The 23,758-nt window shown below is 41.0% G+C and carries 19 protein-coding genes, 1 other RNA gene and 2 pseudogenes; 12 read left to right on the top strand and 10 right to left on the bottom strand.

Translation table 11 applies throughout. From position 1 onward, the window contains the following. Window positions 1-33: 33 nt before the first annotated feature. The 3 genes from ahpF to C9J46_RS20535 all read right to left on the bottom strand — a co-directional run bounded on the left by ahpF (window position 34) and on the right by C9J46_RS20535 (window position 4,318). On the bottom strand, window positions 34-1,614 hold the full coding sequence (ahpF, locus tag C9J46_RS20545; RefSeq protein WP_107291450.1) for an alkyl hydroperoxide reductase subunit F: 1,581 nt from the start codon (window positions 1,612-1,614) through the stop codon (window positions 34-36). Window positions 1,615-1,866: 252 nt separating this feature from the next. Continuing rightward, window positions 1,867-2,424, bottom strand: a complete 558-nt coding sequence (gene ahpC, locus C9J46_RS20540) for an alkyl hydroperoxide reductase subunit C (protein ID WP_107207311.1) — start codon at window positions 2,422-2,424, stop codon at window positions 1,867-1,869. Window positions 2,425-2,851: 427 nt separating this feature from the next. Next, entirely contained in the window at window positions 2,852-4,318 is a 1,467-nt protein-coding gene (locus C9J46_RS20535; RefSeq protein WP_107291449.1) for a hypothetical protein, read from the bottom strand. 260 nt (window positions 4,319-4,578) lie between these two features. Between C9J46_RS20535 and C9J46_RS20530 the strand changes: the two are divergent. From C9J46_RS20530 to C9J46_RS20520, 3 genes and pseudogenes are all read left to right on the top strand, one after another. Next, window positions 4,579-4,888, top strand: a pseudogene (locus C9J46_RS20530) (recombinase family protein); the annotation flags it as partial. A 143-nt stretch (window positions 4,889-5,031) separates the two neighbouring features. After that, on the top strand, window positions 5,032-6,894 hold the full coding sequence (locus tag C9J46_RS20525) for an MrcB family domain-containing protein (protein WP_107291448.1): 1,863 nt from the start codon (window positions 5,032-5,034) through the stop codon (window positions 6,892-6,894). An 85-nt stretch (window positions 6,895-6,979) separates the two neighbouring features. Beyond that, window positions 6,980-9,526, top strand: a complete 2,547-nt coding sequence (locus C9J46_RS20520; protein ID WP_107291447.1) for a restriction endonuclease-like protein — start codon at window positions 6,980-6,982, stop codon at window positions 9,524-9,526. 147 nt (window positions 9,527-9,673) lie between these two features. Here the strand turns inward: C9J46_RS20520 and C9J46_RS20515 are convergent. From C9J46_RS20515 to smpB, 3 genes and pseudogenes are all read right to left on the bottom strand, one after another. Beyond that, window positions 9,674-10,143, bottom strand: a pseudogene (locus C9J46_RS20515) (integrase); the annotation flags it as partial. Between the two features lie 288 nt (window positions 10,144-10,431). After that, window positions 10,432-10,801, bottom strand: a transfer-messenger RNA (tmRNA) gene (gene ssrA / locus C9J46_RS20510). Between the two features lie 112 nt (window positions 10,802-10,913). Then, complete coding sequence (smpB, locus tag C9J46_RS20505; RefSeq protein ID WP_105059562.1) at window positions 10,914-11,390, bottom strand: SsrA-binding protein SmpB; 477 nt, start codon at window positions 11,388-11,390, stop codon at window positions 10,914-10,916. A 208-nt stretch (window positions 11,391-11,598) separates the two neighbouring features. On the opposite strand from smpB, the gene C9J46_RS20500 reads away from it, so the two are divergent. Both C9J46_RS20500 and C9J46_RS20495 read left to right on the top strand, forming a co-directional pair. Further along, on the top strand, window positions 11,599-12,033 hold the full coding sequence (locus C9J46_RS20500) for an SRPBCC family protein (protein WP_107207315.1): 435 nt from the start codon (window positions 11,599-11,601) through the stop codon (window positions 12,031-12,033). Then, on the top strand, window positions 12,023-12,337 hold the full coding sequence (locus C9J46_RS20495) for an RnfH family protein (RefSeq protein WP_107207316.1): 315 nt from the start codon (window positions 12,023-12,025) through the stop codon (window positions 12,335-12,337). Before C9J46_RS20500 ends, C9J46_RS20495 begins: the two co-directional genes overlap by 11 nt. Window positions 12,338-12,410: 73 nt before the next feature. Here C9J46_RS20495 and bamE read toward each other — a convergent pair whose 3' ends face one another. The 3 genes from bamE to nadK all read right to left on the bottom strand — a co-directional run bounded on the left by bamE (window position 12,411) and on the right by nadK (window position 15,681). Then, the gene (bamE, locus tag C9J46_RS20490) at window positions 12,411-12,770 is read right to left on the bottom strand and encodes an outer membrane protein assembly factor BamE (RefSeq protein WP_105059564.1); all 360 of its coding nucleotides are present in this window, start codon (window positions 12,768-12,770) and stop codon (window positions 12,411-12,413) included. 170 nt (window positions 12,771-12,940) lie between these two features. Beyond that, complete coding sequence (gene recN / locus C9J46_RS20485) at window positions 12,941-14,608, bottom strand: DNA repair protein RecN (protein ID WP_107291446.1); 1,668 nt, start codon at window positions 14,606-14,608, stop codon at window positions 12,941-12,943. A gap of 191 nt (window positions 14,609-14,799) precedes the next feature. Further along, on the bottom strand, window positions 14,800-15,681 hold the full coding sequence (gene nadK, locus C9J46_RS20480; RefSeq protein WP_107207318.1) for an NAD(+) kinase: 882 nt from the start codon (window positions 15,679-15,681) through the stop codon (window positions 14,800-14,802). Between the two features lie 193 nt (window positions 15,682-15,874). On the opposite strand from nadK, the gene grpE reads away from it, so the two are divergent. The 3 genes from grpE to dnaJ all read left to right on the top strand — a co-directional run bounded on the left by grpE (window position 15,875) and on the right by dnaJ (window position 19,862). Next, window positions 15,875-16,489: a nucleotide exchange factor GrpE gene (gene grpE / locus C9J46_RS20475; protein ID WP_107207319.1), complete on the top strand. Its 615-nt coding sequence runs from the start codon at window positions 15,875-15,877 to the stop codon at window positions 16,487-16,489. 215 nt (window positions 16,490-16,704) lie between these two features. Then, window positions 16,705-18,618 (top strand): molecular chaperone DnaK, encoded by a 1,914-nt coding sequence (gene dnaK / locus C9J46_RS20470; RefSeq protein ID WP_105059567.1) that lies wholly within the window; start codon window positions 16,705-16,707, stop codon window positions 18,616-18,618. A 101-nt stretch (window positions 18,619-18,719) separates the two neighbouring features. Further along, on the top strand, window positions 18,720-19,862 hold the full coding sequence (dnaJ, locus tag C9J46_RS20465; protein ID WP_107207320.1) for a molecular chaperone DnaJ: 1,143 nt from the start codon (window positions 18,720-18,722) through the stop codon (window positions 19,860-19,862). Between the two features lie 47 nt (window positions 19,863-19,909). On the opposite strand, the gene C9J46_RS20460 is transcribed toward dnaJ, so the two are convergent. Then, window positions 19,910-20,311, bottom strand: a complete 402-nt coding sequence (locus tag C9J46_RS20460) for a type IV pilin protein (RefSeq protein ID WP_105059568.1) — start codon at window positions 20,309-20,311, stop codon at window positions 19,910-19,912. 132 nt (window positions 20,312-20,443) lie between these two features. Here C9J46_RS20460 and C9J46_RS20455 point away from each other — a divergent pair, with 132 nt between their 5' ends. Genes C9J46_RS20455 through C9J46_RS20440 form a run of 4 tightly spaced genes read left to right on the top strand, consistent with a single transcriptional unit; the run spans window position 20,444 to window position 23,423 of the window. After that, complete coding sequence (locus C9J46_RS20455; RefSeq protein ID WP_107207321.1) at window positions 20,444-21,031, top strand: GspH/FimT family pseudopilin; 588 nt, start codon at window positions 20,444-20,446, stop codon at window positions 21,029-21,031. Further along, window positions 21,012-21,650 carry a PilW family protein gene (locus C9J46_RS20450; RefSeq protein ID WP_107291445.1) on the top strand — a complete coding sequence of 213 codons (639 nt, stop codon included), beginning with the start codon at window positions 21,012-21,014 and terminating at the stop codon, window positions 21,648-21,650. The genes C9J46_RS20455 and C9J46_RS20450 overlap by 20 nt, the downstream gene beginning before the upstream one ends. After that, complete coding sequence (locus C9J46_RS20445; protein WP_107287443.1) at window positions 21,647-22,984, top strand: hypothetical protein; 1,338 nt, start codon at window positions 21,647-21,649, stop codon at window positions 22,982-22,984. Before C9J46_RS20450 ends, C9J46_RS20445 begins: the two co-directional genes overlap by 4 nt. Continuing rightward, window positions 22,974-23,423 carry a prepilin-type N-terminal cleavage/methylation domain-containing protein gene (locus C9J46_RS20440; RefSeq protein ID WP_105059572.1) on the top strand — a complete coding sequence of 150 codons (450 nt, stop codon included), beginning with the start codon at window positions 22,974-22,976 and terminating at the stop codon, window positions 23,421-23,423. The genes C9J46_RS20445 and C9J46_RS20440 overlap by 11 nt, the downstream gene beginning before the upstream one ends. Window positions 23,424-23,758: the final 335 nt, after the last annotated feature.

Below are 23,758 nucleotides of genomic sequence, written 5' to 3'. Positions count from 1 at the left end.
CTTTCGAGTCGGCCTTAAAAATTAATAGTTATACTATTTATTATTGGGTGCAGGGGTGCGAATTAAGTAATCAAATGCCCCTAGACTTGCTTTAGCACCTTCACCCATTGCAATAATAATTTGTTTGTAAGGAACTGTTGTAACATCACCGGCTGCAAAAATACCGTTAACGTTAGTATTACCGTGAGCACCAATTTCAATCTCACCACGTGGTGTTAATGCAACGGCGGATTCTTTTAGCCACTCAGTGTTTGGCACTAAACCAATCTGAACAAAAATACCGGCAAGTTCGATGTGTTTGATTTCATCCGTGTTACGATCTTTGTAGCTGATACCTGTAACGCGAGTACCATCGCCAACCACTTCTGTCGTTTGTGCCATTTTAATAATGTCGATGTTAGGCATACTTTCTGCTTTATTGATCAACACTTGGTCAGCACGTAATGTGTCAGCAAATTCAAGCACAGTCACATGTTCAACAATACCCGCAAGATCAATCGCCGCTTCAATACCTGAGTTACCACCACCGATAACGGCTGTGCGCTTGCCTTTGAATAATGGACCGTCACAGTGAGGACAGTAAGCCACACCTTTATTGCGATACTCTTGTTCACCAGGAACATTCATTTCACGCCAGCGAGCGCCAGTACTGATGATCACGCTACGTGCTTTTAGCATTGCGCCGCTTTCTAGATAAACGTGCGTATAACCATCTTCAGTATCAGCAGCTTCAACAATGTTATTAACACGCTGCTCGCTCATAATATCAACGTTGTATTGTTTTACGTGCTCTTCAAGGCTTGCCGCTAAACGAGGGCCTTGGGTTTCTTTAACAGAAATAAAGTTCTCGATAGACATGGTATCCATTACCTGACCGCCGAAGCGCTCAGCAACAACACCAGTACGGATGCCTTTACGTGCCGCGTAGATTGCAGCAGATGCACCCGCTGGGCCACCACCGACAACTAATACATCAAATGGGGCTTTTTCGGTTAGGCTTGCCGCTACTTTTTTAGCAGCGCCCGTGTCTAACTTATTTAAAATTTCAGTAAGCGACATACGGCCTTGACCAAAGACTTCACCGTTCACATAAACAGTCGGTACTGCCATGATATTACGTTCAGTGACTTCGTTTTGGAAAGCTGCGCCATCAATCATGGTTGCTTTAATACGTGGGTTAATCGCTGCCATCATGTTGAACGCTTGCACAACATCAGGACAGTTCTGGCAAGATAATGAAATAAAGGTTTCAACAACAATATCTTGATCTAAAGCTGCGATTTGGTCGATAACCGCTTGCTCTAGTTTCATTGGGTGACCACCGCTGTGTAGTAGCGCCAATACCAATGAAGTAAATTCGTGTCCCATTGGAAGACCGGCAAAGCTCATTGAGGTCTGTTTGGTTGGGTTAACCACTTGCATTACAGGCTTACGTACACTGGCATTATTATCTTCAATAACACTCACTTTATCGTTTAGTTCTGCGATCTCGTGAGCAAGCTCATGCAGTTTTTGTGCAGTGTCACTATCATCTAAACTTAATACCAGTTGGATATCTGTTTTTAAATTTTCTAAATACGCTTTTAATTGCTGCTTCATGCTTTGTTCTAACATAATCTCGCCTTTTTAATTTATTTACGGCTTAACAGCAGATAAAGAATGCGGATCTACTGTTATACGACATATCGCCTATATAAAAAGGCTTAAATATGTTTGAAGGTATTTGAATGAATAAGGCACCAAACATGACGTTTATGCTTGATGCCTTATTACTTTTAAATAAGTGAATTATTTAAAAGTAGGATAAGTAATAAGTGAATCTATATAGAGAATAAAATCACTCATTATTATCAAAGGTAAAGAAGATTAGATCTTACCTACTAGGTCTAGAGAAGGAGTAAGTGTTGCTTCGCCTTCTTTCCATTTTGCAGGGCAAACTTCACCTGGGTGTGCTGCAACATATTGTGCTGCTTTCACTTTACGCATTAGATCATCAGCTTCACGACCGATACCTTCAGCAGTGATTTCCATTGCTTGGATAACACCTTGTGGATCGATGAGGAAAGTTGCGCGGTCTGCAAGACCTTGACCTTCACGCATAACATTGAAGTTATTTGTGATATTACCCGTTTGGTCGCCTACCATGTAGTAGTTGATTTTACCGATAGTGTCAGAGCTGTCGTGCCATGCTTTGTGAGTGAAGTGAGTATCTGTAGAGACAGAGAATACTTCAACGCCGCGCTCTTGAAGCTCTGCGTAATGGTCAGCTAGATCGCCAAGCTCAGTTGGACATACAAAAGTAAAGTCAGCAGGGTAGAAGAAGAATACCGCCCACTTACCTAAAACGTCTTTCTCAGTGATTTCTACGAATTTGCCTTCTTTGTAAGCTGTTGCGCTAAATGGCTTGATTTCTGTGTTGATCATGATGGAATCCTTTTAACTATAATTTTAAGTTTTTATGCTGTAGTGCAAATCAAATCTCTGAAGCCATTATTGTTAAAACAGCAAAATTTAGGAAATCGTTATAGCCGATACATTCAATAGCTTAAACCTATTAGGTTGAACGATTATTTTTAAACAGATGTTTAGATCGAGGTTAACGGGAGAAGATAAAGAATAGCTTTAGTTTAGGGGGGGACGAGATCTGGCTCTGTTATTGAAATAAAAGGGTAATGGCAGTCAGGATCTTTAACACTCAGGCGTTCAATATTTCGATGCTCTTTGCGTTAAGAAAATAAGAAAAGAAATGACAAAATCAGATACAAAAAAGGCCACTTCCTAAGAAGTCGCCTTTTAAATGTTTGTAATTAGTTCACGTTGATCTTATGAAATAATTATCTGTTTTTATTGTTTATTCTACAGAGCTATTCATGCATTTACTTATAACATCTGTTGGCGTCCACGTAGTACCATCGTCAGAACAATAGTTTTCGTAAATACCTGATTTAAATTGAATTATCTTACTCCATAGTCCTTGAGTGAGATCGCGGTCAATCCAGATGTAACGATCTTCTAGATTGGTTGCTTGGTTACGTAGTGCCGATGTTGAGTTGTGTGTTAATGAATCGGTAAAGTCTTGAGAAATGTAGTTGTATTGATCTAACTCCTCAGGGGACATTGTTTCAAAAGCTAACGCCAAATCGCGATTGGTATATATATCTTTCTCATCGAACCTAAATTGTCCACCTTCGTCTATTTTTCCGATGTGCTCTAGGCCATTCGTGCGGAAAGTTAAAATAGTTTGAGCGGTTAACGAGGTCGAGTTCGTTACATCTTGGCAGTCCTGTAAAGAGGTAATGTCAGCAGTATGATGTTGGTTACGTAAACCGTAGCCATCAGTCGATGCTTGTACCACTTCAATCACAGAGTTACAGCCGTCAGGTTCAATCGCAAAGTTTTCAAGCAATGTAAGATCGCGTTCAGTCCGTTCGCGCTTCATTGAATCTTCCATTGTTTTAACTACAGTGGTTAAGTCATCTGACATGCGTTCGATACGTGCGGTGGTTGATTTGTCTTTGTATTGGACTCTTGTTACACGATGCCAATGAGTAGAGTTAGTTTCGTCTTCCATCATGTGGTTCCAATGCCCTTGCATATACTCAACGTCTGCATATACCACATTTGGATCTTGTAACATTACACGTGTTTCTTCATAAGATAACTGCATTCCCTTTACAAGGTTAGCAGCGCTAGAAGCTAACTCTGTATTACCGGATGCAATGAAATCACTGTATAGCTCTTTTACAGGTACGTTGAAGCGAAGCTGTAAACGGTACTCCTGCTCTTTCAACATCCCACTGATACGCTCGCGAGTTTCAGATTGTTCTTGAATAGTTGAGCAGCTAAGCATTCCTAGATTACTGGTTTCGAGATCTCGTTGAATATTGTCCCAAAGTATCGTTGTTAGCGGCGTGATATCACGAATATCTTTGTCACTAGGTATGAATATCGCTGGCGCAATTGTCATGGTATATGCCGTTTCGACTACGCCAAGGTCTTCATCGATAGCACCAACAGGAACATCAACAATCGTGGGTACATAGTCAGCACAAGAAGCATCGCTATTTGATTTGATATCTAAAATATACGCACCATTGTCGCCTGTGATTGTTGTTGGTTCTCCTGCATCCAATTTACCGTTAAAGTTTAAATCTAAACCGACAGTGGCACCTTTGACATAACCATCAATGGCTTTACCTTGAATACTACGAGTTGGGGCTGTGGTTGTGTTATCTGAATCAGAGCCACCGCCTCCTCCTCCACAGGCAGATAGCAGTAGCGTTGATAATATCGCAAGAGCAAGAGTTGATACTTTCAATATTTATCCCTTAATGAAAATATGTTTTAGATAAGTTTTATGTGTGAGGTAATCAGCGAGGCCGCATTTTATGTTGCGTGAGGAGGGAAATATAATGCTATGAATTGGAATTGTATTACGGGTAACTTTTTTGTATTGGTTATGTGTTCGTCTTCAAATTAAAAGCTATATCGTCGGTGGGAATGGGCATAGGTAGGGCATATATTTTATTCGCTTAGTTACTCCATTTATTGATACCAGTTAGAGGGAGTTTAATGAATATGCGTACTTTTTCTTATTGTCGAGTATCTACAATAGAACAAACAACACAAAATAAAATTATTGCAATTCGTTAAAAAGAATATGATGTTTCTGATTCATGTGTAGTGAGTGACACGGTTTCAGGATCAGTGGAAGCAATAATACGATTAATGTATTAACCCCAAAAGGGGATAAGGTCGTTTGCTTAGATTTACCGTTGCCGATTTATACAGTGCTGAAGGAAAGCTAATGCTATAGATGTTCGCAGCTTTTGCCGAGTTTGAACGAAATCGTATAAGAGAACGGACCAAAGAAGGAATTGAGCGGGCAGCACTTACTGAACGGGCGGTGAATAATGTGTCGAGAACACTAAAAACATTAGATGTCTTTGTAAGGTTGTTATCTTCATGATATATAAAAATAAAATAGAATTGGAATACCAAAATTTCTTGGTCTTAGTATAAAGGGTAAGTATGAGTTTAAGACAACTTTTAACAGAAATAGCTGGTGGCTGGAAACAAGCTAAAAATGAGCAGTTTACTGGTCATCCAATAGCTACTTTACTAAGACAAGATTTAATTAGAGCAATAGAAAACAAACTGCCATCTCCAAATAATTATTTAATAAAAGCAAGTGCTGGCGCTGGAAATTGGGCAGACGTGCCTTGGCTGTCGATCCTCAATCCGTCAATAACAGAGTCAACACAGTCCGGTATTTATCCTGTTTATTTGTTCCGTTCAGACGGTAGTGGTGTTTATCTTTCGCTGGGCTTTGGAACCACAGAACTCAAAAAACAATATGGAACAGCTCAGGCAAAACAGAAAGCGGAGGAGCTGCGCAATAGCATTAGGGGGTTGGATAACAGACTTAATGCTTGGGATCAGAACGTTGATTTACGCTCTAATACGACATTAGGCAAGTCGTATGAGTGGGCTTCAGCAGGCGCAAAATTTTATCCTTTAGACAACATGCCGGATGAAGATACTCTTACTTTTGATCTAACAGAGCTATTAGATATATATGCAGATGTAAATCTAGAGACTAATTCGCATTCAAGACAGGCTGTTAGTAATGCACAGCTTCTTTCCAAACCCTTCCTTCTCCTAGCTGGCATCTCAGGTACAGGTAAAACCCGTTTTGTGCGTGAACAAGCAAAAACTTCAGGGCAGTTTGATGAAACCTATTGTTTAACCTCGGTGCGCCCCGACTGGCATGAGCCGAGTGATTTGATGGGGTATATCTCCCGTTTAAACGGCACTGCTGAATACATCACCACTGATGTATTGCAGTTTATCGCCAAAGCGTGGCGTGCAATTGCTGATAGTGGTTTAACCGTTGAGGTGCAAGAGAACAAAGACCTAGGTAAACGCTTAGTGGTATCAGGTGAGCGTGATGCACTTGAACAGGTATTACCTTATTGGTTGTGTTTGGATGAAATGAACCTTGCCCCTGTTGAGCAGTACTTTGCTGATTATTTATCGGTACTGGAAACCCGCGAATGGCGTTGGACAGATGACAGCTTTACTTACAGCAGTGATGCCTTATTAAAACCCGCCACCATTAAAGAAGTTGCGGATAAAGAAAAGCTGCGTGAAGCGCTAGGCTTTGATGGTGTGCAATACGATGAGCTGTGGGCACATATTTGCCAATATGGTTTGGGTATTCCGTTTAACCTGCTGGTCGCGGGCACGGTGAATATGGATGAAACCACCCACGGCTTTTCGCGTAAAGTGATTGACCGAGCGCTGAGCTTTGATTTTGGTGCGTTTTTCCCTAACGACTATAACGACTTTTTCACTCCAACCAGCAGCAATAAACGCCTAAGTTATCCTATTTGGTCAAACGCCAGCAAAACAGACTTAGCCAATACCTTTGATGCTGATGGTACAAAGACTGTTGCGTTTTTATCTGCCGTTAATGCTGTACTAAAAAATACGCCATTTGAATTAGCGTTTCGTGCTTTAAATGAACTTCTTCTTGCTGTGGCCAGCAGCCAACCACAAGATGAGCTGACCCTAAAAGCCGTATGGGACGACTTTATGATGTGTAAGGTTCTGCCGCGTATAGAAGGCGATACCGACAAACTGACTACATCAAATCGCAAGGATTTGCTGGAAGAACTTAGCACTGTGCTGGCAGACCAGTTAGCCCCCATTTGGTTCGCGTCTGAAACAGACGAAGCAAACCAACGCCCTGACTTGTATCGCGAGAAAGCGATAGAGGGGGATGATGCAGATGAGCAAAAAGTGCTACGTATACCTTGCCGTTCAAAAGCGAAATTACAATGGATGAGCGCTCGATTAGCCAGTGCCACCTTCACCAGTTTCTGGCCTTAATGAGTCGGTGCTGTTTTATGCCTTTTGCAATGAATGTAACTCATAATCAAAACCAGCATAGCTATGGCGTAAGGAGTGGTAAGGAATGCCAGAGTTAATACGATTACAGACCCCTGACTTTGAGTTTTCGGTTTGGGCGAATGATATTAGCCAGCGGTTGAGCGTGTACCAGAATACAATGGCGCACAGGGCGAGCACTAATGATGTACAACCTAGCTACGAATTGCGCTTTGCGCCTGAACTGAGCAGTGTCATTGAACCGCAAGGGCTAGTTGCAGACGGTATAGATACAAGTGCGTTAGATGATAGTGGCCTTGTTGCCAATGGCTTAGCGAAACACGCTGAGTTGACATTAAATTCTCCGCTGTTTTTTGAGAATACTCAGTACCAGTTTGAATGGGTCTTTTTTAGTGAAGTCACTAATGCGCGGTTAACCCATCGCAGCCAAAGCGTGAATGAGGCGTTTCGTTTTGCTCCCGAAGTAAAAACCGCAAGGGGTGTGGTGCCCGCACGTTTAACCGGCACCATCAATACCGGCAATGATGTAGGTTGGTTGCGCTTGCCACTCACTTTTGAGCTGAATGGCAAAACACAGACTCAGCACATTGCCTTTGAAGTGCTGCCAACCAAAATGGCACTGCACCAAGACTTACCCGCTATGTACCAAACCATCGACAAAGTTTACCCTCTTTGGCGCTTTAGTTTGGTAGAAAAAACGGAACAAGACGCAGCGACTAGCCAGCATCGTGGGCATTTTCCACTGATGTGGTTGGCTAATTTTGCCGCGTTAAAGGAGCGTTTTGAGCAAGGCTTAAAAGTAATTTGTGCTGCACCGCATAGCCGTTTGCAACCGACGGTTACCAATATCAAAGCGGCCAAATTAAAAGCCCGTTTGCCTCATAAGTTAGCGGAGCAAGTCAAGCAAGACTTTGCTAATGGCCAGTACGATAAACGCTATGCAGTCGAAAAAAAGCAACTGAGTGTGGATACCCCAGAAAACCGCTTTATCAAAATGGCGGTGAGTAAAAGCAAGCGGCAATTAGCGGAGTTTGAACAAAAGCTTAGGAAAAGTAACCAAGCACCAGAACGGCAACGGTTGTCGGATTCATTTTTAAATGAACTACATAGTTGGCAACAACCGCTGCAAAAAGTGTTAGGTCAAAGTTTTTTAAAAGAGGTTGGTGCATACACAGGATTAAACCGTGAGTCGTTAGTGCTCCAGCAAAAAACCGGTTATAGCGCGGTGTATCGCGTTTGGCAGGAGCTGAAATTTTATTTAGATGTGTTTGGTAATCAGTCGAGCATTTCAATGAAATCAGTGGCTGAGATTTACGAAGTGTGGTGCTTTTTGTGTTTGAAACAGATTTTAGAGCAGGACCTTGGCTTTGAATTGGTGAAAAACAGTGCGACGAAGCTCGCCCCAAATGACTTTTTTGAGTACCAACTTAAAGATGGCTTTGCCGGTGCCTTTCGCTTTAAGCGCAGTGATGGCGTGACCGCTAGGCTGGCACACGAGCCTAAATTTACCAAAAAGGGCAAATCAATACGCTCGTATTTGGTTAACCAAGAGCCGGATATTGTGTTGGAAGTGACATTGCCTAAAAGCGCCCATTTAACAAAAGCAGACTCGGGCTCATCAGAAGAAAAGCAGTTTATTTGGCTGTTTGATGCCAAGTACCGTATTAAGACCGATAAAAACCGCTTTGATGACAGCAATGAAAATATTGAAAGTACGGATTACGTACCGGACGATGCCATCAACCAAATGCATCGTTATCGTGATGCTCTGATCCGTTTATCAGAGCCGCGCTTATCTGAGTTTTCATCCAGTTCAATCACAGGTCAGCCTATCAAGAAAAGTCGCCCTGTTTTTGGTGCATTTGCTTTATACCCAGGCTTTTTTGATCAAGCCACAAAACCCAACCCCTACGCAGCCGCAATAGAAGAGGTGGGTATTGGTGCGTTTGCACTCTTGCCTAGCCAGACTGAGAGCGGGTATTCCGGTCACCAGTGGTTGCTAGAGTTCTTGCAAGCCCAAATTGGCACAGCACCGAACGCACAAACAGGGAAAGACAATGAGGTGATGTACCCTGTGGCTGGCATGGCGGAAAGGCTTTACGTACAAGAAGCAGCACGCATACCTTATTACGGCATGCGCCAAGTGCTGTACCCTGATTTGACGATGACCGTGGCATTGAGTGGGCAACGTGGCCGTGATAATGGCTACTTTGAAAAATTTGAGCAAGGTACAGCGCAGTGGTATCACCTTCCTCAAAGTACGTTTTTGCAGAAATTTAAGCAGCATATTGCCGAGGAAATTCGTTATTTAGCGTTGGCGTCTACTTCAGACACTCAAAGTTCAACCAAGCAAATTGACAAACTTTGGCCGGTTAAACGAGTCACAGTGTTACCACGCTACACCATTACCGAAGAGCAAGCGGGTAAGAAGTCAGGTTCTGCTGATTTGTATTATTTATTTGAACTCGGAAAACCGCTAACGCTGCAAACGCCAGTGACCAACGTGCCACATCGCCCAATGAAAAACTCGATGAAACTAACCACGTTAACTCGCCTAGAGAGCGTCACTAAGTTTGCTGAGGTCGAAAAAGTCTACGAAGAGGCAATGGTGTGAGCTCGTTTTATCAATTATGCAGAAGGTAAAGTGAGTGACTGGTTCGGTCTGAGCACCATAGACACTTTTTATGATAAAAATGCAATCAAACGATAATGAGTTAAACCACGGTAAAGGGAAGCCGTTACAGCGACGAATTTAGTAAATAATGAGTTCAGGTAATTCGCTTGGCTTGAGGGAAGCCATGTTTTCTTTCTTAGGCTTTTTGAATGCAGCTTTGATACCTGTTAGTGGGTTTGCCGCAACTAAACCACAGTTGGCTGCAAAATCCATTATCTCATTTAAACGCTGTACTAATCGTTTTACTGTTTCGAGACTGCCTTTTGCTTCAATCGGCGTATTCGACGATAGGCTAGGGAAGATGTGTCGCTCAAGTGAACGCCATATATCAACAGTATAGTCAGGTGTAATGCCACTTTGCTTAATCTCAAACCACTCTTTAGCGATATTAAGTAAAGTGTATTGATGAATGATTTTGTGTTCTTGTTGTTTCCGTTTTTTATCTTCTTGAGGGGCGATACCTTACGGGCGATAGCAAATGAGAGATCGGAGTATTTACCTAGACTTAGGTTGGTAAGACGTTTCTTTATAGGATGAGTGTAGTTGAGTAACCACAGTTTAGAGCCGTTTGTTTAAACTCTAAAACGAAGTCCATCACCATTAGAGAGCGTATATTATATCTCTTTTGGTTTAGCGGCTTTGATTTCCTTATCTGTTAGCCTTGTAGTTGTTCTTGCCATAATGGGTACACCAAATTACTACGTTAAATTTAGTGTACCTTTCAGTGTACCCATAAATCAAAGATGCGACTGGACGCCTTAGGAAGCCATAGATACAAGAAAGCCCGCTAAAGCAATGCCTTAGCGGGCTCTCTGGACGTCCTAGGACGTCTTCGTATACGAATTTGGTGGAGCTGGCGGGATTTGAACCCGCGTCCAAAATCAGTCTAACAGATGGCGCTACATGTTTAGTCAATCTTTATTCTCGTATCCACACTGCGAATTGACACGCTATGCTAATACATACCAGAATTCTATTTCGCGGTTCATCTCTCTAGTCAAAGAATCCCTCGCTATCTCGTTTGGGTTTGAACCCCTGTTATTCCCCGTCTTACAAGCGGAAGCTAGGGCAGGAGCGCTCTTAGCAGGGTATTAAGCTGCTAGTGCGTAGTTTTCGTCGTTTGCGACTATTTTTTTGCGGCTGTTTAACGAGGCAAACCGCACCTCGACATGCTCCACAAGCCTTCGTGATCCTGTCGAATCCTGAATCAGCCCCAGATGCGTTTGATGTTAGCAGAATAATTAACTAGGTCAACAGGTATATTATAATTCAATGACCAAGTGATTGATTACTATTCAAATGCTAACATCATGTTGTACTAAGTAACTTAACGGTTATTACCCTTCAAGATTCTTGCTTTGTCGCGCTGCCAATCTTTCGCTTTACTATCAGCACGTTTGTCATGCAATTTCTTACCACGAGCAGTACCAATTTTGATTTTTACAAAAGAGGTGCTCCAGTACATGTTTAGGGCAACGATAGTATCACCTTCACGGTTTACTGAATCCGCTAACTTTCGAAGTTCGCGGCGGTTAAGCAATAGCTTACGTACGCGTGTTGGATCGGCAACCACGTGGGTCGATGCTGCATTTAATGGAGAAATGGTTAAGCCAGAAATAAAGGCTTCACCGTTACGTAAGAAAACATAGCTTTCTGTCATGTTTACTTTACCGTCACGGATAGCTTTTACTTCCCATCCTTGTAGAACCATACCGGCTTCGTATTCATCACCGATGGCAAATTCGAATCGAGCGCTTTTATTTTTGGCAATCGTATTGCTACTTTTTTTTGGTTTTTTAGCCATGTTGACCTCATCGAGTCATTGTTGCTGTCCCAGAACAAAATCTAATATAGGTGATTTTTCTGGTCGAATAAGCTATTGAAGTTACCATATTTAAAGCTTGTAACAATAGCTATTTTGGCAGATCGCTGAGTAATGGTATTATAGTGCCGTCTCTTTAAGCGCAATGGCTTTGAGCCTAAAGAGCTGTCTGTTCGATGAAGGAGAAACTATGCCGCAGATTAGTCGCTCTGCACTAGTTCCGTTTAGTGCCCAGCAAATGTTTGAACTTGTAAATGATGTAGAATCTTATCCAGCTTTCTTACCCGGGTGTGCTGGCAGTAAAGTTATTGAAAGTTCGACAAGTCATATGATGGCATCGGTTGATGTTGCGAAGGCGGGTATTCGAAAAACATTTGTTACGCATAATAAATTGGTCGATTTTAATCAAATTAATATGCAGTTAGTCGATGGCCCTTTCCGTAAGTTAGTGGGTGGGTGGACGTTTACAGAATTAGATTCAACGGCATGTAAAATTGAGCTTAACCTTGAATTTGAATTTACTAGCAGTTTGATAGATGCGGCTTTTGGTAAAATTTTCCGCGATCTAACCGGTAGTATGGTACAGGCCTTTACTCAGCGAGCAAAAGAAGTTTATGCATTCTGATCAACCATTAATCCATGTTGAGGTTGTTTACGCATTACCCAATATGCAGCGCGTGTTAAAACTAGCAGTTGTTGCTGATACGCCCATTCAAGAAATAATCGAACAATCTGGCATTTTAGCCATGTATCCTGATATTGACTTAAAGAAGAATAAAATTGGGATTTATAGCCGAAATGTGAAGCTAGATAGTACAGCAAGGGAAGGGGATAGAATTGAAATTTATCGCCCATTAGTTGCAGATCCCCGTGAGATCCGCCGTAAGCGCGCAGAGCAGGCTAAATTAGAAGCGGATAAAAACAAATAAACCTTAATATAGCCATTTTTTAGATATAAAAAAGCTCGCATCAGCGAGCTTTTTTGTTATGCGTATAACAAGGCTATTGATTCATAGGATCCATGAAGTTAGCACCTTGTTTGAAATCTCCTTTCATACTAACAAGCTGGGCTTGTGGGTTGAAAGTTAAAATCAGATTCTTCTGGATCGGCTTATCATGGCCGTTCTTTTCATAGAAGATATAGTTCCATCTGTCTGGGTAACTTGGGTCTACCAACATAGGTGTGCCCAGAACATATTGAACTTGTGCTTTTGTCATACCGACACGAAGCATATCAACGCTTTTTTGTTCTACGTAGTTGCCTTGGTCTATATCAATACGATAGACCAAACGTTCAGCGATTGAACAGCCACTAAGTAAGCCCAACGCTAGGGTTAGGGCTGCAATATTTTTCCAAGTCATAGCATCCTGGCTTTTTAGCTTTAACTGCTGCGATGATAAACAAGGTCTATGCAGAAGTAAAAAGCGGTAAAGAAAAAAAGTAAATAATTTTGATATTCGACTATTACTTCTCGTAATAGTTGCATCTGTGTCTTAGTTTATTTCATAACCGCAAAATAAGCGAAACTTAATCAAGCTGCAATGAGTAACTCTTTTGCATTGGCTAATGTTCGTTCTGTAATTTCGCTGCCACCAAGCAGGCGCGCTAATTCAGTAATACGATCTTCTTCTGTTAGCGGGCGCATATTCGTTTCTGTCTGTCCTTCCGCTGTTTTTTTCGCCACAAACATGTGTTGATGACCACAACCTGCAACTTGCGGTAAGTGTGTGACACACATGACTTGGGTTGATTCACCTAAGGTTCTTAGCATTTTTCCGACAATCGCAGCGGTTGGTCCACTGATACCCACATCGACTTCATCGAAAATTAGACTTGGTGTTTCTACTTTTTGCGCTGTGATCACTTGAATTGCAAGTGATATACGTGAAAGCTCACCCCCTGATGCGACTTTACCTAGCGGCTGTAAAGGCTGACCTGGGTTGGTTGAAACTAAAAAGCTAATACTGTCATAACCAATAGGGCTTAGCATACGTTCAGGATCGCTGGCGATATTAATCGAGAATTCACCGTGTTCCATGCTAAGCGTATGCATACTTTCAGAGATCTTTTGATCTAGCTCTTTCGCATAACGTTGGCGACTTTTGCTTAGCTTTTCGGCAGCCAGAAGGCACTTTTGGCGTAATGCTTCTACGTTTTCTGCCATTTCTTCTAAACGTTCATCACTACAATCAAGGTTATCTAACTCTTTAAGTAGATCTTGATGCTTTTGGTATAATTCGTTTGGCATCACGTAGTGTTTACGCGCCATCGACATGATTTTAGCTAAGCGCTCTTCTAAATAGATCAAGCGATGTGGATCCATATCCAAATTATCAAGATAGCTGCGGAGTTCTTGGCTTGCTTCTTGTACTTGAATAATGGCCTCTTCAAGCATTTGTGGGATCACATTTAGGTTATTGTCATATTCACCTAAATTGCACACTTGTTGAGATGCCATTTGAAGCAGTTGCAGCGCGTTACCATCGTCATTGTCATAAAGCATTGATAATGCCGTTTGGCTTGCAACCGCTAATTCACCACTATTTGATAAGCGTTTGTGCTCTTCTTCTATCTCGTTGAATTCTTCTTCACCGAGTGCGAGCTCATCTAATTCTTTTACTTGATACTGTAATAGTTGTTTTTGTGCTTCGTTTTCTTCGCGGCTTTGGGTTAAGCGTTTTAATTCATTATGCGCTTGACGCCAGCGTTGATACGTTTTACGGGTTTTATCAAGTAACGAATGGTGGCCTGCATATTGATCTAGCATGTGCTGCTGATATTCAGGGCGCATTAATTGCTGGTGGGCATGTTGTCCGTGAATGTTGATCAGCAATTGCCCTAATGCTTTTTGCTGTGAAGCAGGGACTGGGCTGCCATTAATAAAGCCACGAGAGCGACCTTCTTTGGTGATCACACGACGTAAGATACATTCTTCGCCATCCATTAAATCGTTATCTTCTAGCCAACGTCGAGCGGCTTGGTTATTGGCCAGTAAAAAAGCGGCAGATATTTCTGCTTTATCTTCATTAGGACGAACCATAGTTGCTTCTGCACGATCACCAAGGCATAAGCCAAGTGCATCGATCGCGATGGATTTACCTGCCCCCGTTTCACCTGTAATGGTGGTCATACCGGGTTTAAGTTCAAATTGAAGCGTTTTAACAATGGCAAAGTTAGAGATAGTCATGTGTGCCAGCATGTGTTCACCTGTTTAAATCAACACCTGTTTTTACATACAGTATATACTGTATCTATAACCAGTAAAGTGTTGGGTGAAAAAATATGCTGAAAAATTTGATTTAGGTTAAGTTTATGAAATGCAGATAGAAATAAAGCCAGTACGAGGCTGGCTTTATGAAAGTTTTTATTCTACTGAAGGATAATTCAGGATCAGAAAAGACGGCTTGACCAACCTAGCTTTCCTCTTAGCACGTTGTAGTAGCTGTAATCTTTGGGGTGGATCAGTTGTAACCTGTCTTTACTTTGGTAAATGTGGATTTCATCACCAGGGCTAACAGGTAAAGAGACTTGCCCATCACAGCTGACTTCAAGCGTACTACCATTGTTAGGTGAAACCAGCAGCTTAATACAGCGATCGCCATCAACCACTAAGGGGCGGCAAGAAAGCGTATGTGGGAACATTGGCACCAGGGCTATCGCATTTAAACTCGGTGACAAGATTGGACCACCGCCTGATAATGAATAAGCCGTCGAGCCTGTTGGTGTCGCAATAATCAACCCATCAGAACGCTGTGAGAAAGCAAAGCAATCATCAATGTAGACTTCAAATTCGATCATATGAGCGATTTTATCTGGATGAAGTACGGCTTCATTTAATGCGGCATTTCGACTTTTAACTTGTCCATGACGATGCACTTCTGCTTCAAGCAAGAAGCGATCTTCTTTTATAAATTCGCCTTTGAGTACTCGACTAAGCGGTTCTTCAAAATCATCTGGGTCAAGATCGGTAAGAAAACCAAGGTTACCGCGGTTCACACCAATGACGGAAATATCAAAACGAGAGAGAACACGTGCTGCGCCCAGCATATTACCGTCACCACCCACAACAATGGCAAGATCGGCTTTTTCACCTAAGGTGAGCAAATCACAAAAACACTGTTCAGGGATCTCAAGATCATCTGATAGACGATGATCGAGTAACACGGTGTAGTTTTGTGCCACTAACCATTGATATAGGCTCATGTGAGTCTGTAATGCATCGGGGTTACGTGGTTTACCTATTAACGCAATGGTGTCAAAAATTCGCGTCATCTCTTTGTTCCAACATCTAATAGTGAGGGCAGTATAGCCTTAGAAAAAATAACTTGTCGCTGTTTGTTATCAATATTGGGTTGAATCATTGAACTTCATCCCCATAATATGCCCAAGACTGTTGAAAAGTAGTGGCGTAGAATAGCCTACTGCTGATTATACATACCCAATTATCTTGGCGGAGAACCAACGCATGACTAACAAAAACCACAATGTACAGGATGAGCAGCTAAATGATGCAGTTGACGCTGTTGAAGTAGAAGCTGTAGAGGGTGAGTTTGTTGAATCAGAACAAGAACTATACGAATCTCGCATTGCTGAGCTAGAAGCGGCGTTACTGTCAAGTGAAGCACAAGCTAATGAAGCGAAAGATGCAGCATTACGTGCACGCGCAGAAGGCGAAAATATTCGTCGTCGTTCAGAGCAAGAAATTGATAAAGCACGTAAGTACGCATTAAACAAATTTGCAGAAGAACTATTACCTGTTATTGATAACCTTGAGCGTGCACTTGAGATGGCAGACAAGACTGATGAATCATCAAAAGCGATGATGGAAGGTGTTGAGCTAACGCTTAAAACAATGACAGATACCGTTGCTAAATTTGGTTTAACGCAAATTAACCCACAAGGTGAAGCGTTTAACCCTGAATTCCACCAAGCGATGGCTATTCAAGAAAGCACTGATTTTGCACCAAATACTGTAATGATGGTGATGCAAAAAGGTTATGAGCTAAATGGCCGTGTGATCCGTCCTGCAATGGTGATGGTATCTAAAGCTGCGGCAGGTAACGTAAATACTCAAGCGTAATAACTGTTATCTTTTAGCGTATAAAAGCCCACTTCGGTGGGTTTTTTTATTTTTTTTGAAAATATTTTTGTTTTACCCTTGAAAAGCATTCTGGCGGCCTTATTTAGTAGTCATAAGACATTAAACATATTTGTCACGGGTAAAGCCCGAACCGCTAACCTTAGAATCCGTTCTAGGTGTAGCAAATAAATATAACGAATTTCGGAGATAGTCTGATGGGTAAAATCATTGGTATTGACTTAGGTACTACAAACTCTTGTGTAGCAGTACTTGACGGCGACAAACCACGTGTAATCGAAAACGCAGAAGGCGAGCGTACAACAGCATCAGTTGTTGCCTACACTCAAGATGGTGAAACGCTAGTTGGTCAACCAGCAAAACGTCAGGCAGTAACAAACCCTGAAAACACACTATTCGCAATCAAGCGTCTAATCGGTCGTCGTTTTGAAGACGAAGAAGTTCAGCGCGATATCGAAATCATGCCTTACAAAATTGTTAAGGCTGACAACGGTGATGCATGGGTAGAAGCAAAAGGCCAAAAAATGGCTGCTCCTCAAGTATCTGCTGAAATTCTTAAAAAAATGAAGAAAACAGCTGAAGATTACCTTGGCGAACCAGTTACTGGCGCAGTAATCACAGTTCCTGCTTACTTCAACGATGCACAGCGTCAAGCAACAAAAGATGCTGGCCGTATTGCAGGTTTAGATGTTAAACGTATCATTAACGAACCAACAGCTGCTGCACTAGCTTACGGCTTAGACAAGCAAGGTGGTGATCGCACTATCGCTGTTTACGACCTTGGTGGTGGTACATTTGATATTTCAATCATCGAGATCGATGAAGTTGAAGGTGAGAAAACATTTGAAGTTCTAGCAACTAACGGTGATACACACCTAGGTGGTGAAGACTTCGATACTCGTCTAATCAACTACTTAGTAGAAGAATTCAAGAAAGATCAAGGCATCGACCTTAAGAACGATCCTCTTGCGATGCAGCGTCTAAAAGAAGCAGCAGAAAAAGCGAAAATCGAACTATCATCTGCACAACAAACTGATGTAAACCTACCTTACATTACAGCAGATGCAACTGGTCCTAAGCACATGAACATCAAAGTGACTCGTGCAAAACTAGAATCTCTAGTTGAAGACCTAGTTCAACGTTCTCTAGACCCACTAAAAGTTGCGCTAGCTGATGCTGACCTAACTGTTGGTGACATCACTGATGTTATCCTAGTTGGTGGTCAAACTCGTATGCCTATGGTTCAAGCTAAAGTAACTGAGTTCTTTGGTAAAGAGCCACGTAAAGACGTTAACCCTGATGAAGCGGTTGCTGTAGGTGCTGCTGTTCAAGGTGGTGTACTTGCTGGTGATGTTAAAGACGTTCTACTTCTAGACGTTACTCCACTATCTCTTGGTATTGAAACCATGGGTGGCGTGATGACTAAGCTTATCGAGAAGAACACAACTATCCCAACAAAAGCGAACCAAGTGTTCTCTACTGCTGAAGATAACCAAAGCGCGGTAACTATCCACGTAATTCAAGGTGAGCGTAAGCAAGCAAGCTTCAACAAGTCTCTAGGTCAATTCAACCTAGAAGGCATTCAGCCTGCACCTCGTGGTATGCCACAAATCGAAGTAACATTCGACCTTGATGCTGATGGTATCCTAAACGTATCTGCAAAAGATAAGACTACGGGTAAAGAGCAGAAGATCACTATCCAAGCGTCTGGTGGTCTAAGCGATGCTGATATCGAGAAAATGGTTCAAGAAGCTGAAGCTAACAAAGAAAACGACAAAAAGTTTGAAGAGTTAGTAACTGCTCGTAACCAAGCTGACCAGCTAATTCACGGTACTCGTAAGCAAATCGAAGAAGCGGGTGACGCACTTCCTGCTGATGAGAAAGCAAAAATCGAAGCTGCTGTTGCTGAACTAGAAGAAGCACGTAAAGGCGAAGATAAAGAAGCAATTGATGCGAAAGTTCAAGCTGTAGTTGCTGCTTCTCAAAAGCTAATGGAAATCGCTCAACAGAAAGCACAAGCTCAACAAGCTGATGGCGCTGGTGAGCAACAAGCTAAGCAAGACGACGATGTTGTTGATGCTGAGTTTGAAGAAGTTAAAGACAACAAATAAGAACGTTATTAATATCTATTAATTAACATCTTATTTAAATTACGGGCGTTTGAGGTTACTCTAACGCCCGTAACTATATCTAGCCAGGTGACAATCAAGTTATGTCTAAACGTGATTTATATGAAGTGCTAGGCGTAGCCCGTGACGCAGGTGAGCGTGACATTAAAAAGGCTTATAAGCGCTTAGCAATGAAGTTCCACCCCGACCGTAACCAGGGTGACGACGAGTCAGCAGAGAAATTCAAAGAAGTAAAATATGCTTATGAAATTCTAACTGATGGCCAAAAACGCGCAGCTTACGATCAGTACGGCCATGCAGCCTTTGAACAAGGTGGAATGGGCGGCGGTGGCGGCGGCTTCGGCGGCGGTGCAGACTTTAGCGACATCTTTGGTGATGTGTTCGGCGATATCTTTGGTGGTGGCGGTGGTCGTCGTCAACAACGCGCACAGCGTGGCTCAGATCTTCGTTACAACATGGAACTGACGTTAGAAGAAGCTGTTCGCGGTTGTTCAAAAGAAATCCGTGTACCTACCTTAGTAGGTTGTGACTCTTGTGATGGTTCTGGTGCAAAAAAAGGTTCATCAGCAACAACATGTGGTACTTGTCACGGTGCTGGCCAAGTACAAATGCGTCAAGGTTTCTTTGCGGTTCAACAAACTTGTCCACACTGTCATGGTCGTGGTCAAATTATCAAAGATCCATGTAATAAGTGTCATGGCGAAGGCCGTGTAGAAGAAACCAAAACGTTATCCGTTAAAATTCCTGCAGGTGTTGATACTGGCGACCGTATTCGTCTTACTGGCGAAGGGGAAGCGGGTGAATTTGGCGCTCCAGCAGGTGACTTGTACGTACAAGTACATGTAAAAGAACACAACATTTTCCAACGTGATGGCAATAACCTACATTGTGAAGTACCTGTAAGCTTTACAATGGCGGCATTAGGTGGGGAAGTTGAAGTTCCAACCCTTGATGGCCGTGTCAGCTTGAAAGTACCCGCTGAAATGCAAACCGGTCGTATGTTCCGTATGCGTGGTAAAGGTGTTGATTCTGTTCGTGGCGGTATGACGGGCGATCTTATTTGTAAGTTAGTGGTGGAAACGCCTGTTAACTTAAGCTCACGCCAAAAAGAATTGCTTCAAGAACTTGAAGAAACGTTTGGTGGTAAGGCTGCAAGTAAGCACAAACCAAAATCAGAAGGTTTCTTCAAAGGTGTGAAGAAGTTTTTTGATGATTTAACTCACTAAAAGTAGTTAAACAGTGAATTTTAAAAGCCGACGTGATGTCGGCTTTTTTATTTCCAGCAATCAGCTTGATCTGTAGTAGTAGATGTTTCGCCATTACTTTTTAATATTAGATTTGAGCATATATCTGCAGATTGCAAACTAGTTTTTGACGCAGTTAAACTGTAGTTAGTTGATGTGCTTGTAATCGTATAATTATAACGCTCACCAGAATTATCACACTGGCTGCAGATACTTGCAGATAATGATCCTGATGAAGGATACGCAATACCTTTCGTTTTATTTTCTTCAATATTGAGTTGAATCATTACTAAGTCAGCCATTGCTTTATTGCGATGGCTCTTTAGAACATGGCTTTGATAAGAAGGGTAGGCGATAGCTGTTACTATACCTATGATCGCCACTACAATTAACATTTCGATCAGAGTCACGCCTTTTTGTGTAGTCATCATCCTTAATCTCTTTATTTTACGAGTTCCCTCGATATCTGATTTTTATCTTGTCCTTGCTATTTTGCGTTGATGTTAATCTATGAATCAAGGTGTTCTTAAGGATCAAGGACAGCATTAAAAAGGATTTGAGGAATGGCTCGCGAAAAGGATTCTTATTTACATAGTATACATTGTAGTGAATTTCGATTTAATGGCTTTACTCTGTTAGAACTGATGATCACTCTTAGTATATTATCAATCCTATTAATGACTGCTGCACCTTCATTCACGCAATTATTAGAAAAAAATAAAGTTAAAAATATTAGCGCTGATATAGAGGGTTTTTTATTACAAGCAAAATCCGAATCTGTAATGAGAAATGAGCCTCTCAAAGTTAAATATATTAGAGATTCAGGAGATATAACTGAATATCATAATGATGGACAGTGGGTATTAGCATTACTACCAGCCTCTTCAGTTGCATCAACAATATCAAATGCAAAATCTGATGCTATTCAAATTATTTTAGGTAACAAATATAAAGGTATAAATTTTAAAGTATCTATGTCTTCCTATTTAACGATGGACTCGTCTAGAGGAACGCCAAATACTACTGGACAGTTTTATTTCTACATAACTGATAGCTCTAAAGAAGTACAAGTTATTTTAAATAGATTGACAGGTAGAATTCGAAGCTGTTCTGTTACTAGCGGAGGTGCTTATGAATTTAAACCATGCTAATAAATATAAACAACAAGGTATTTCTCTAATAGAGCTAATTGTTGCATCATCAATTAGTTTAATCGCTATTGCTACTGTTGGGAGTATATATATAGCTGGGAATAAGATGGCTGTAGCGAGAACATCTCAGTTACTGATTAAACAAGATGTAAATGACACATTAAAGCATATTGCAACTGAAATACGTAGAGCGGGATATACCACTACGCTTGATGAGCCTGTAACGCTATCAGGTTCATCTTCAACGATCGACTCATCTGCTACTAATATTGGTTTTGTATATGAAGATGAAAATGGGAAATGGCGAGGAATAAAGTTCCAACAAAAAAACACATCAGCTGGAACTAAAACAATACAAATATGCCAAAAAATATCTTCCTCTTCTGCACTCTCAACTATGACAGATTTTACATTTAGTAATTTATGTAGTGGTGCAGAAGTAGCATCATTGATTGATTATAAAAATATCAACATTAATAATTTTAATGTGTCGACTTCTATTATATCTACCGCTCAATCAACAGCAATGAAAGTGGATGTTTTTTTAGATGCAACCTTGATTGGTACAACATATACGCATGCAGGGAAAGTTTCTGTTGTATTAAGGAATATACAATGATTACAAAGCAGCATGGAATGGTGAGTTTATCTATTGTTAGTGTTTTATTAATAGCATCTTTGCTATTTTCATTAGCTTCATCAAAACAAGTTTATTATCAAATCAAGCGTGCTCAAAATACTATATTAGAACGTCAAGCATTCTGGAATGCTGAAGGTGGTTTAGAGTGTGCTTTTACTGAATTAAAGCAAAAAAATATAAAACCTACGGAATCAGCATTTAGTCATGTATGTAATGATTTGGCACCTTCGTCTGCATTAATGATTAACTCTTATCCAGCTGTGGGTGAGCATACTGAATATCAATTGATAAGTCGTTATAGCTCTGATGGATCAATACAAGAGATTAATAAAAGTATTGGTTATGGAGGTGGTGGTGTTCTTAGTACTATTGAAACAAGCGCTTCTATTGAATTAACAGGCTCTCAGCACTTTGTTCCAAATAAAACAGAGGATAAAGCTTCTGATGGAAAATATAAGTGTAAGTCTGTTGTATCTGGTGGCACGGTAAATTACGTCGCATCAATATCAGGGACTGACGAACACTTTTTCACAGTCGATTCAACAACTAGCGCACATGGAGGTGGAGGATTAGGGGCTCCTTCTTTTGAATGTAATAGTGCCTATCTTTCTAATTTATTCGATCCTGCTAAACCGCCAAGTGCTTTTTCAATTACTCCTGTTAAAGGAGGGGATATTTTAGAGAATGAGACAGTTGATGTTTTTAAGGCGCTATTTAACAAAGATATATCAGAACATGCCTCGGTTAGGGAAGATATAAAAAACGATACTGTCGGTATTGTTATCGGTGATAATGCTTTAGATAAAACATCAGGAGGCTGGATTAAAAATTGTCATACGAAGGTTGATAATGCTTATAAAAACGGAAAAAGACGTATTTGGATTGATGGTAACTGTGCATTAACAGGAGCTATTTTTGGAACAGCTATTGAATCAAATAATGATGAAGCAGTTCAGTTGATTGTATTTAATGGTGTTTTATTTACAAAGGCAGTTACTTATTTTAATGGAATTCTCTATCAGTACGTGAGTACTTCATTAGATGTACTTACAGCTTGGGAAAATTTATTTAATGAAAGTACCGATATAGGTGTGCTTCCAGGTAGTTTTTTACAAAGTCATCTGACAGCCGATTATGATCAGATGCCCTTTTTAGCTGAAGGTTCCGTATATATTGATGGTGGCGTTGGAATTGATGCGATAGGAAGGACAATAAAGATTAATGGCTCAATTATTCCTTCTTATAATAAAGGAAAAGTTACAAAACATAGCACCCAGTTAAAATGGGAAAAGGGATCTTGGCATGATTTCTAATCAAAAAGGATTTAGCCTTCTAGAAAGTTTAATTGCTCTTGTTGTACTTTCAGTCGGTGTTCTAGGGCTTGTGAAATTACAAATATATATAGATAGAAAGGCTGATTTTGCATTGAACTCTTTGGAGGCATTACAACTTGCAGAGGATAAGCTTGAGTTTTTTAGAGCAAGAGCAAATATCAGTGGTGGTACAAATACCTTATATTTTGATGACCCTGTTTTAGCTGATGGAAGTTATCCGATAGAAAACATTGTTGTCTCTGGCTCTTCATATACATTTAAGAGAAGTTGGGAGATAGAGGATAAAATGAAACCGGCAGGATCAACAAATGCTGATGCAAAAGTTATTGCTGTTGACGTCCAATGGGTTGATAGATGGGGTAACACTTCTAATGTAGCGTTAAAAACATTATTTTCTCGTTACAGTGAGTTTGATTAACCTGCCTAAATTTTTGTCAATAAATACTTTTAAAAGTCGTTTTGAATAAAAAATATTCAAACGATTTTTTTTTATCAAAAAAATATTGTCAGCAAAGAAAATACTCCTATAATGCGACCTCACTGACACGGAGCAAGCCATTGGCTAGCAACCAAATCAGTATTGTTCTTTAACAATTTGACCATGCAATCTGTGTGGGCACTCGTTGAAAGTTAAGTCGAAAGATTTATCAATGATACTAGTGACCAATTGATACGTAAGTATCAGCACAGTCAATTCATTCATCATTTTATGATGAATTAACAGTATTCATTGAGCCGGTCGCCTTTTTACAA

Source organism: Photobacterium sp. GB-36, from assembly GCF_003026135.1.
GTDB lineage: Bacteria > Pseudomonadota > Gammaproteobacteria > Enterobacterales > Vibrionaceae > Photobacterium.
The sequence above is the reverse complement of the archived record's forward strand: the minus strand, read 5'-3'. Positions and strand labels throughout refer to the sequence as shown.

Excerpts from the sequence above, each read along its gene's own strand:
- ahpF (WP_107291450.1), bottom strand. The coding sequence starts at position 1,614 with ATGTTAGAACAAAGCATGAAGCAGCAATTAAAAGCGTATTTAGAAAAT.
- ahpC (WP_107207311.1), bottom strand. The coding sequence starts at position 2,424 with ATGATCAACACAGAAATCAAGCCATTTAGCGCAACAGCTTACAAAGAA.
- C9J46_RS20525 (WP_107291448.1), top strand. The coding sequence starts at position 5,032 with ATGAGTTTAAGACAACTTTTAACAGAAATAGCTGGTGGCTGGAAACAA.
- C9J46_RS20520 (WP_107291447.1), top strand. The coding sequence starts at position 6,980 with ATGCCAGAGTTAATACGATTACAGACCCCTGACTTTGAGTTTTCGGTT.
- smpB (WP_105059562.1), bottom strand. The coding sequence starts at position 11,390 with ATGGCTAAAAAACCAAAAAAAAGTAGCAATACGATTGCCAAAAATAAA.
- C9J46_RS20500 (WP_107207315.1), top strand. The coding sequence starts at position 11,599 with ATGCCGCAGATTAGTCGCTCTGCACTAGTTCCGTTTAGTGCCCAGCAA.
- C9J46_RS20495 (WP_107207316.1), top strand. The coding sequence starts at position 12,023 with ATGCATTCTGATCAACCATTAATCCATGTTGAGGTTGTTTACGCATTA.
- bamE (WP_105059564.1), bottom strand. The coding sequence starts at position 12,770 with ATGACTTGGAAAAATATTGCAGCCCTAACCCTAGCGTTGGGCTTACTT.
- recN (WP_107291446.1), bottom strand. The coding sequence starts at position 14,608 with ATGCTGGCACACATGACTATCTCTAACTTTGCCATTGTTAAAACGCTT.
- nadK (WP_107207318.1), bottom strand. The coding sequence starts at position 15,681 with ATGACGCGAATTTTTGACACCATTGCGTTAATAGGTAAACCACGTAAC.
- grpE (WP_107207319.1), top strand. The coding sequence starts at position 15,875 with ATGACTAACAAAAACCACAATGTACAGGATGAGCAGCTAAATGATGCA.
- dnaK (WP_105059567.1), top strand. The coding sequence starts at position 16,705 with ATGGGTAAAATCATTGGTATTGACTTAGGTACTACAAACTCTTGTGTA.
- dnaJ (WP_107207320.1), top strand. The coding sequence starts at position 18,720 with ATGTCTAAACGTGATTTATATGAAGTGCTAGGCGTAGCCCGTGACGCA.
- C9J46_RS20460 (WP_105059568.1), bottom strand. The coding sequence starts at position 20,311 with ATGATGACTACACAAAAAGGCGTGACTCTGATCGAAATGTTAATTGTA.
- C9J46_RS20455 (WP_107207321.1), top strand. The coding sequence starts at position 20,444 with ATGGCTCGCGAAAAGGATTCTTATTTACATAGTATACATTGTAGTGAA.
- C9J46_RS20450 (WP_107291445.1), top strand. The coding sequence starts at position 21,012 with ATGAATTTAAACCATGCTAATAAATATAAACAACAAGGTATTTCTCTA.
- C9J46_RS20445 (WP_107287443.1), top strand. The coding sequence starts at position 21,647 with ATGATTACAAAGCAGCATGGAATGGTGAGTTTATCTATTGTTAGTGTT.
- C9J46_RS20440 (WP_105059572.1), top strand. The coding sequence starts at position 22,974 with ATGATTTCTAATCAAAAAGGATTTAGCCTTCTAGAAAGTTTAATTGCT.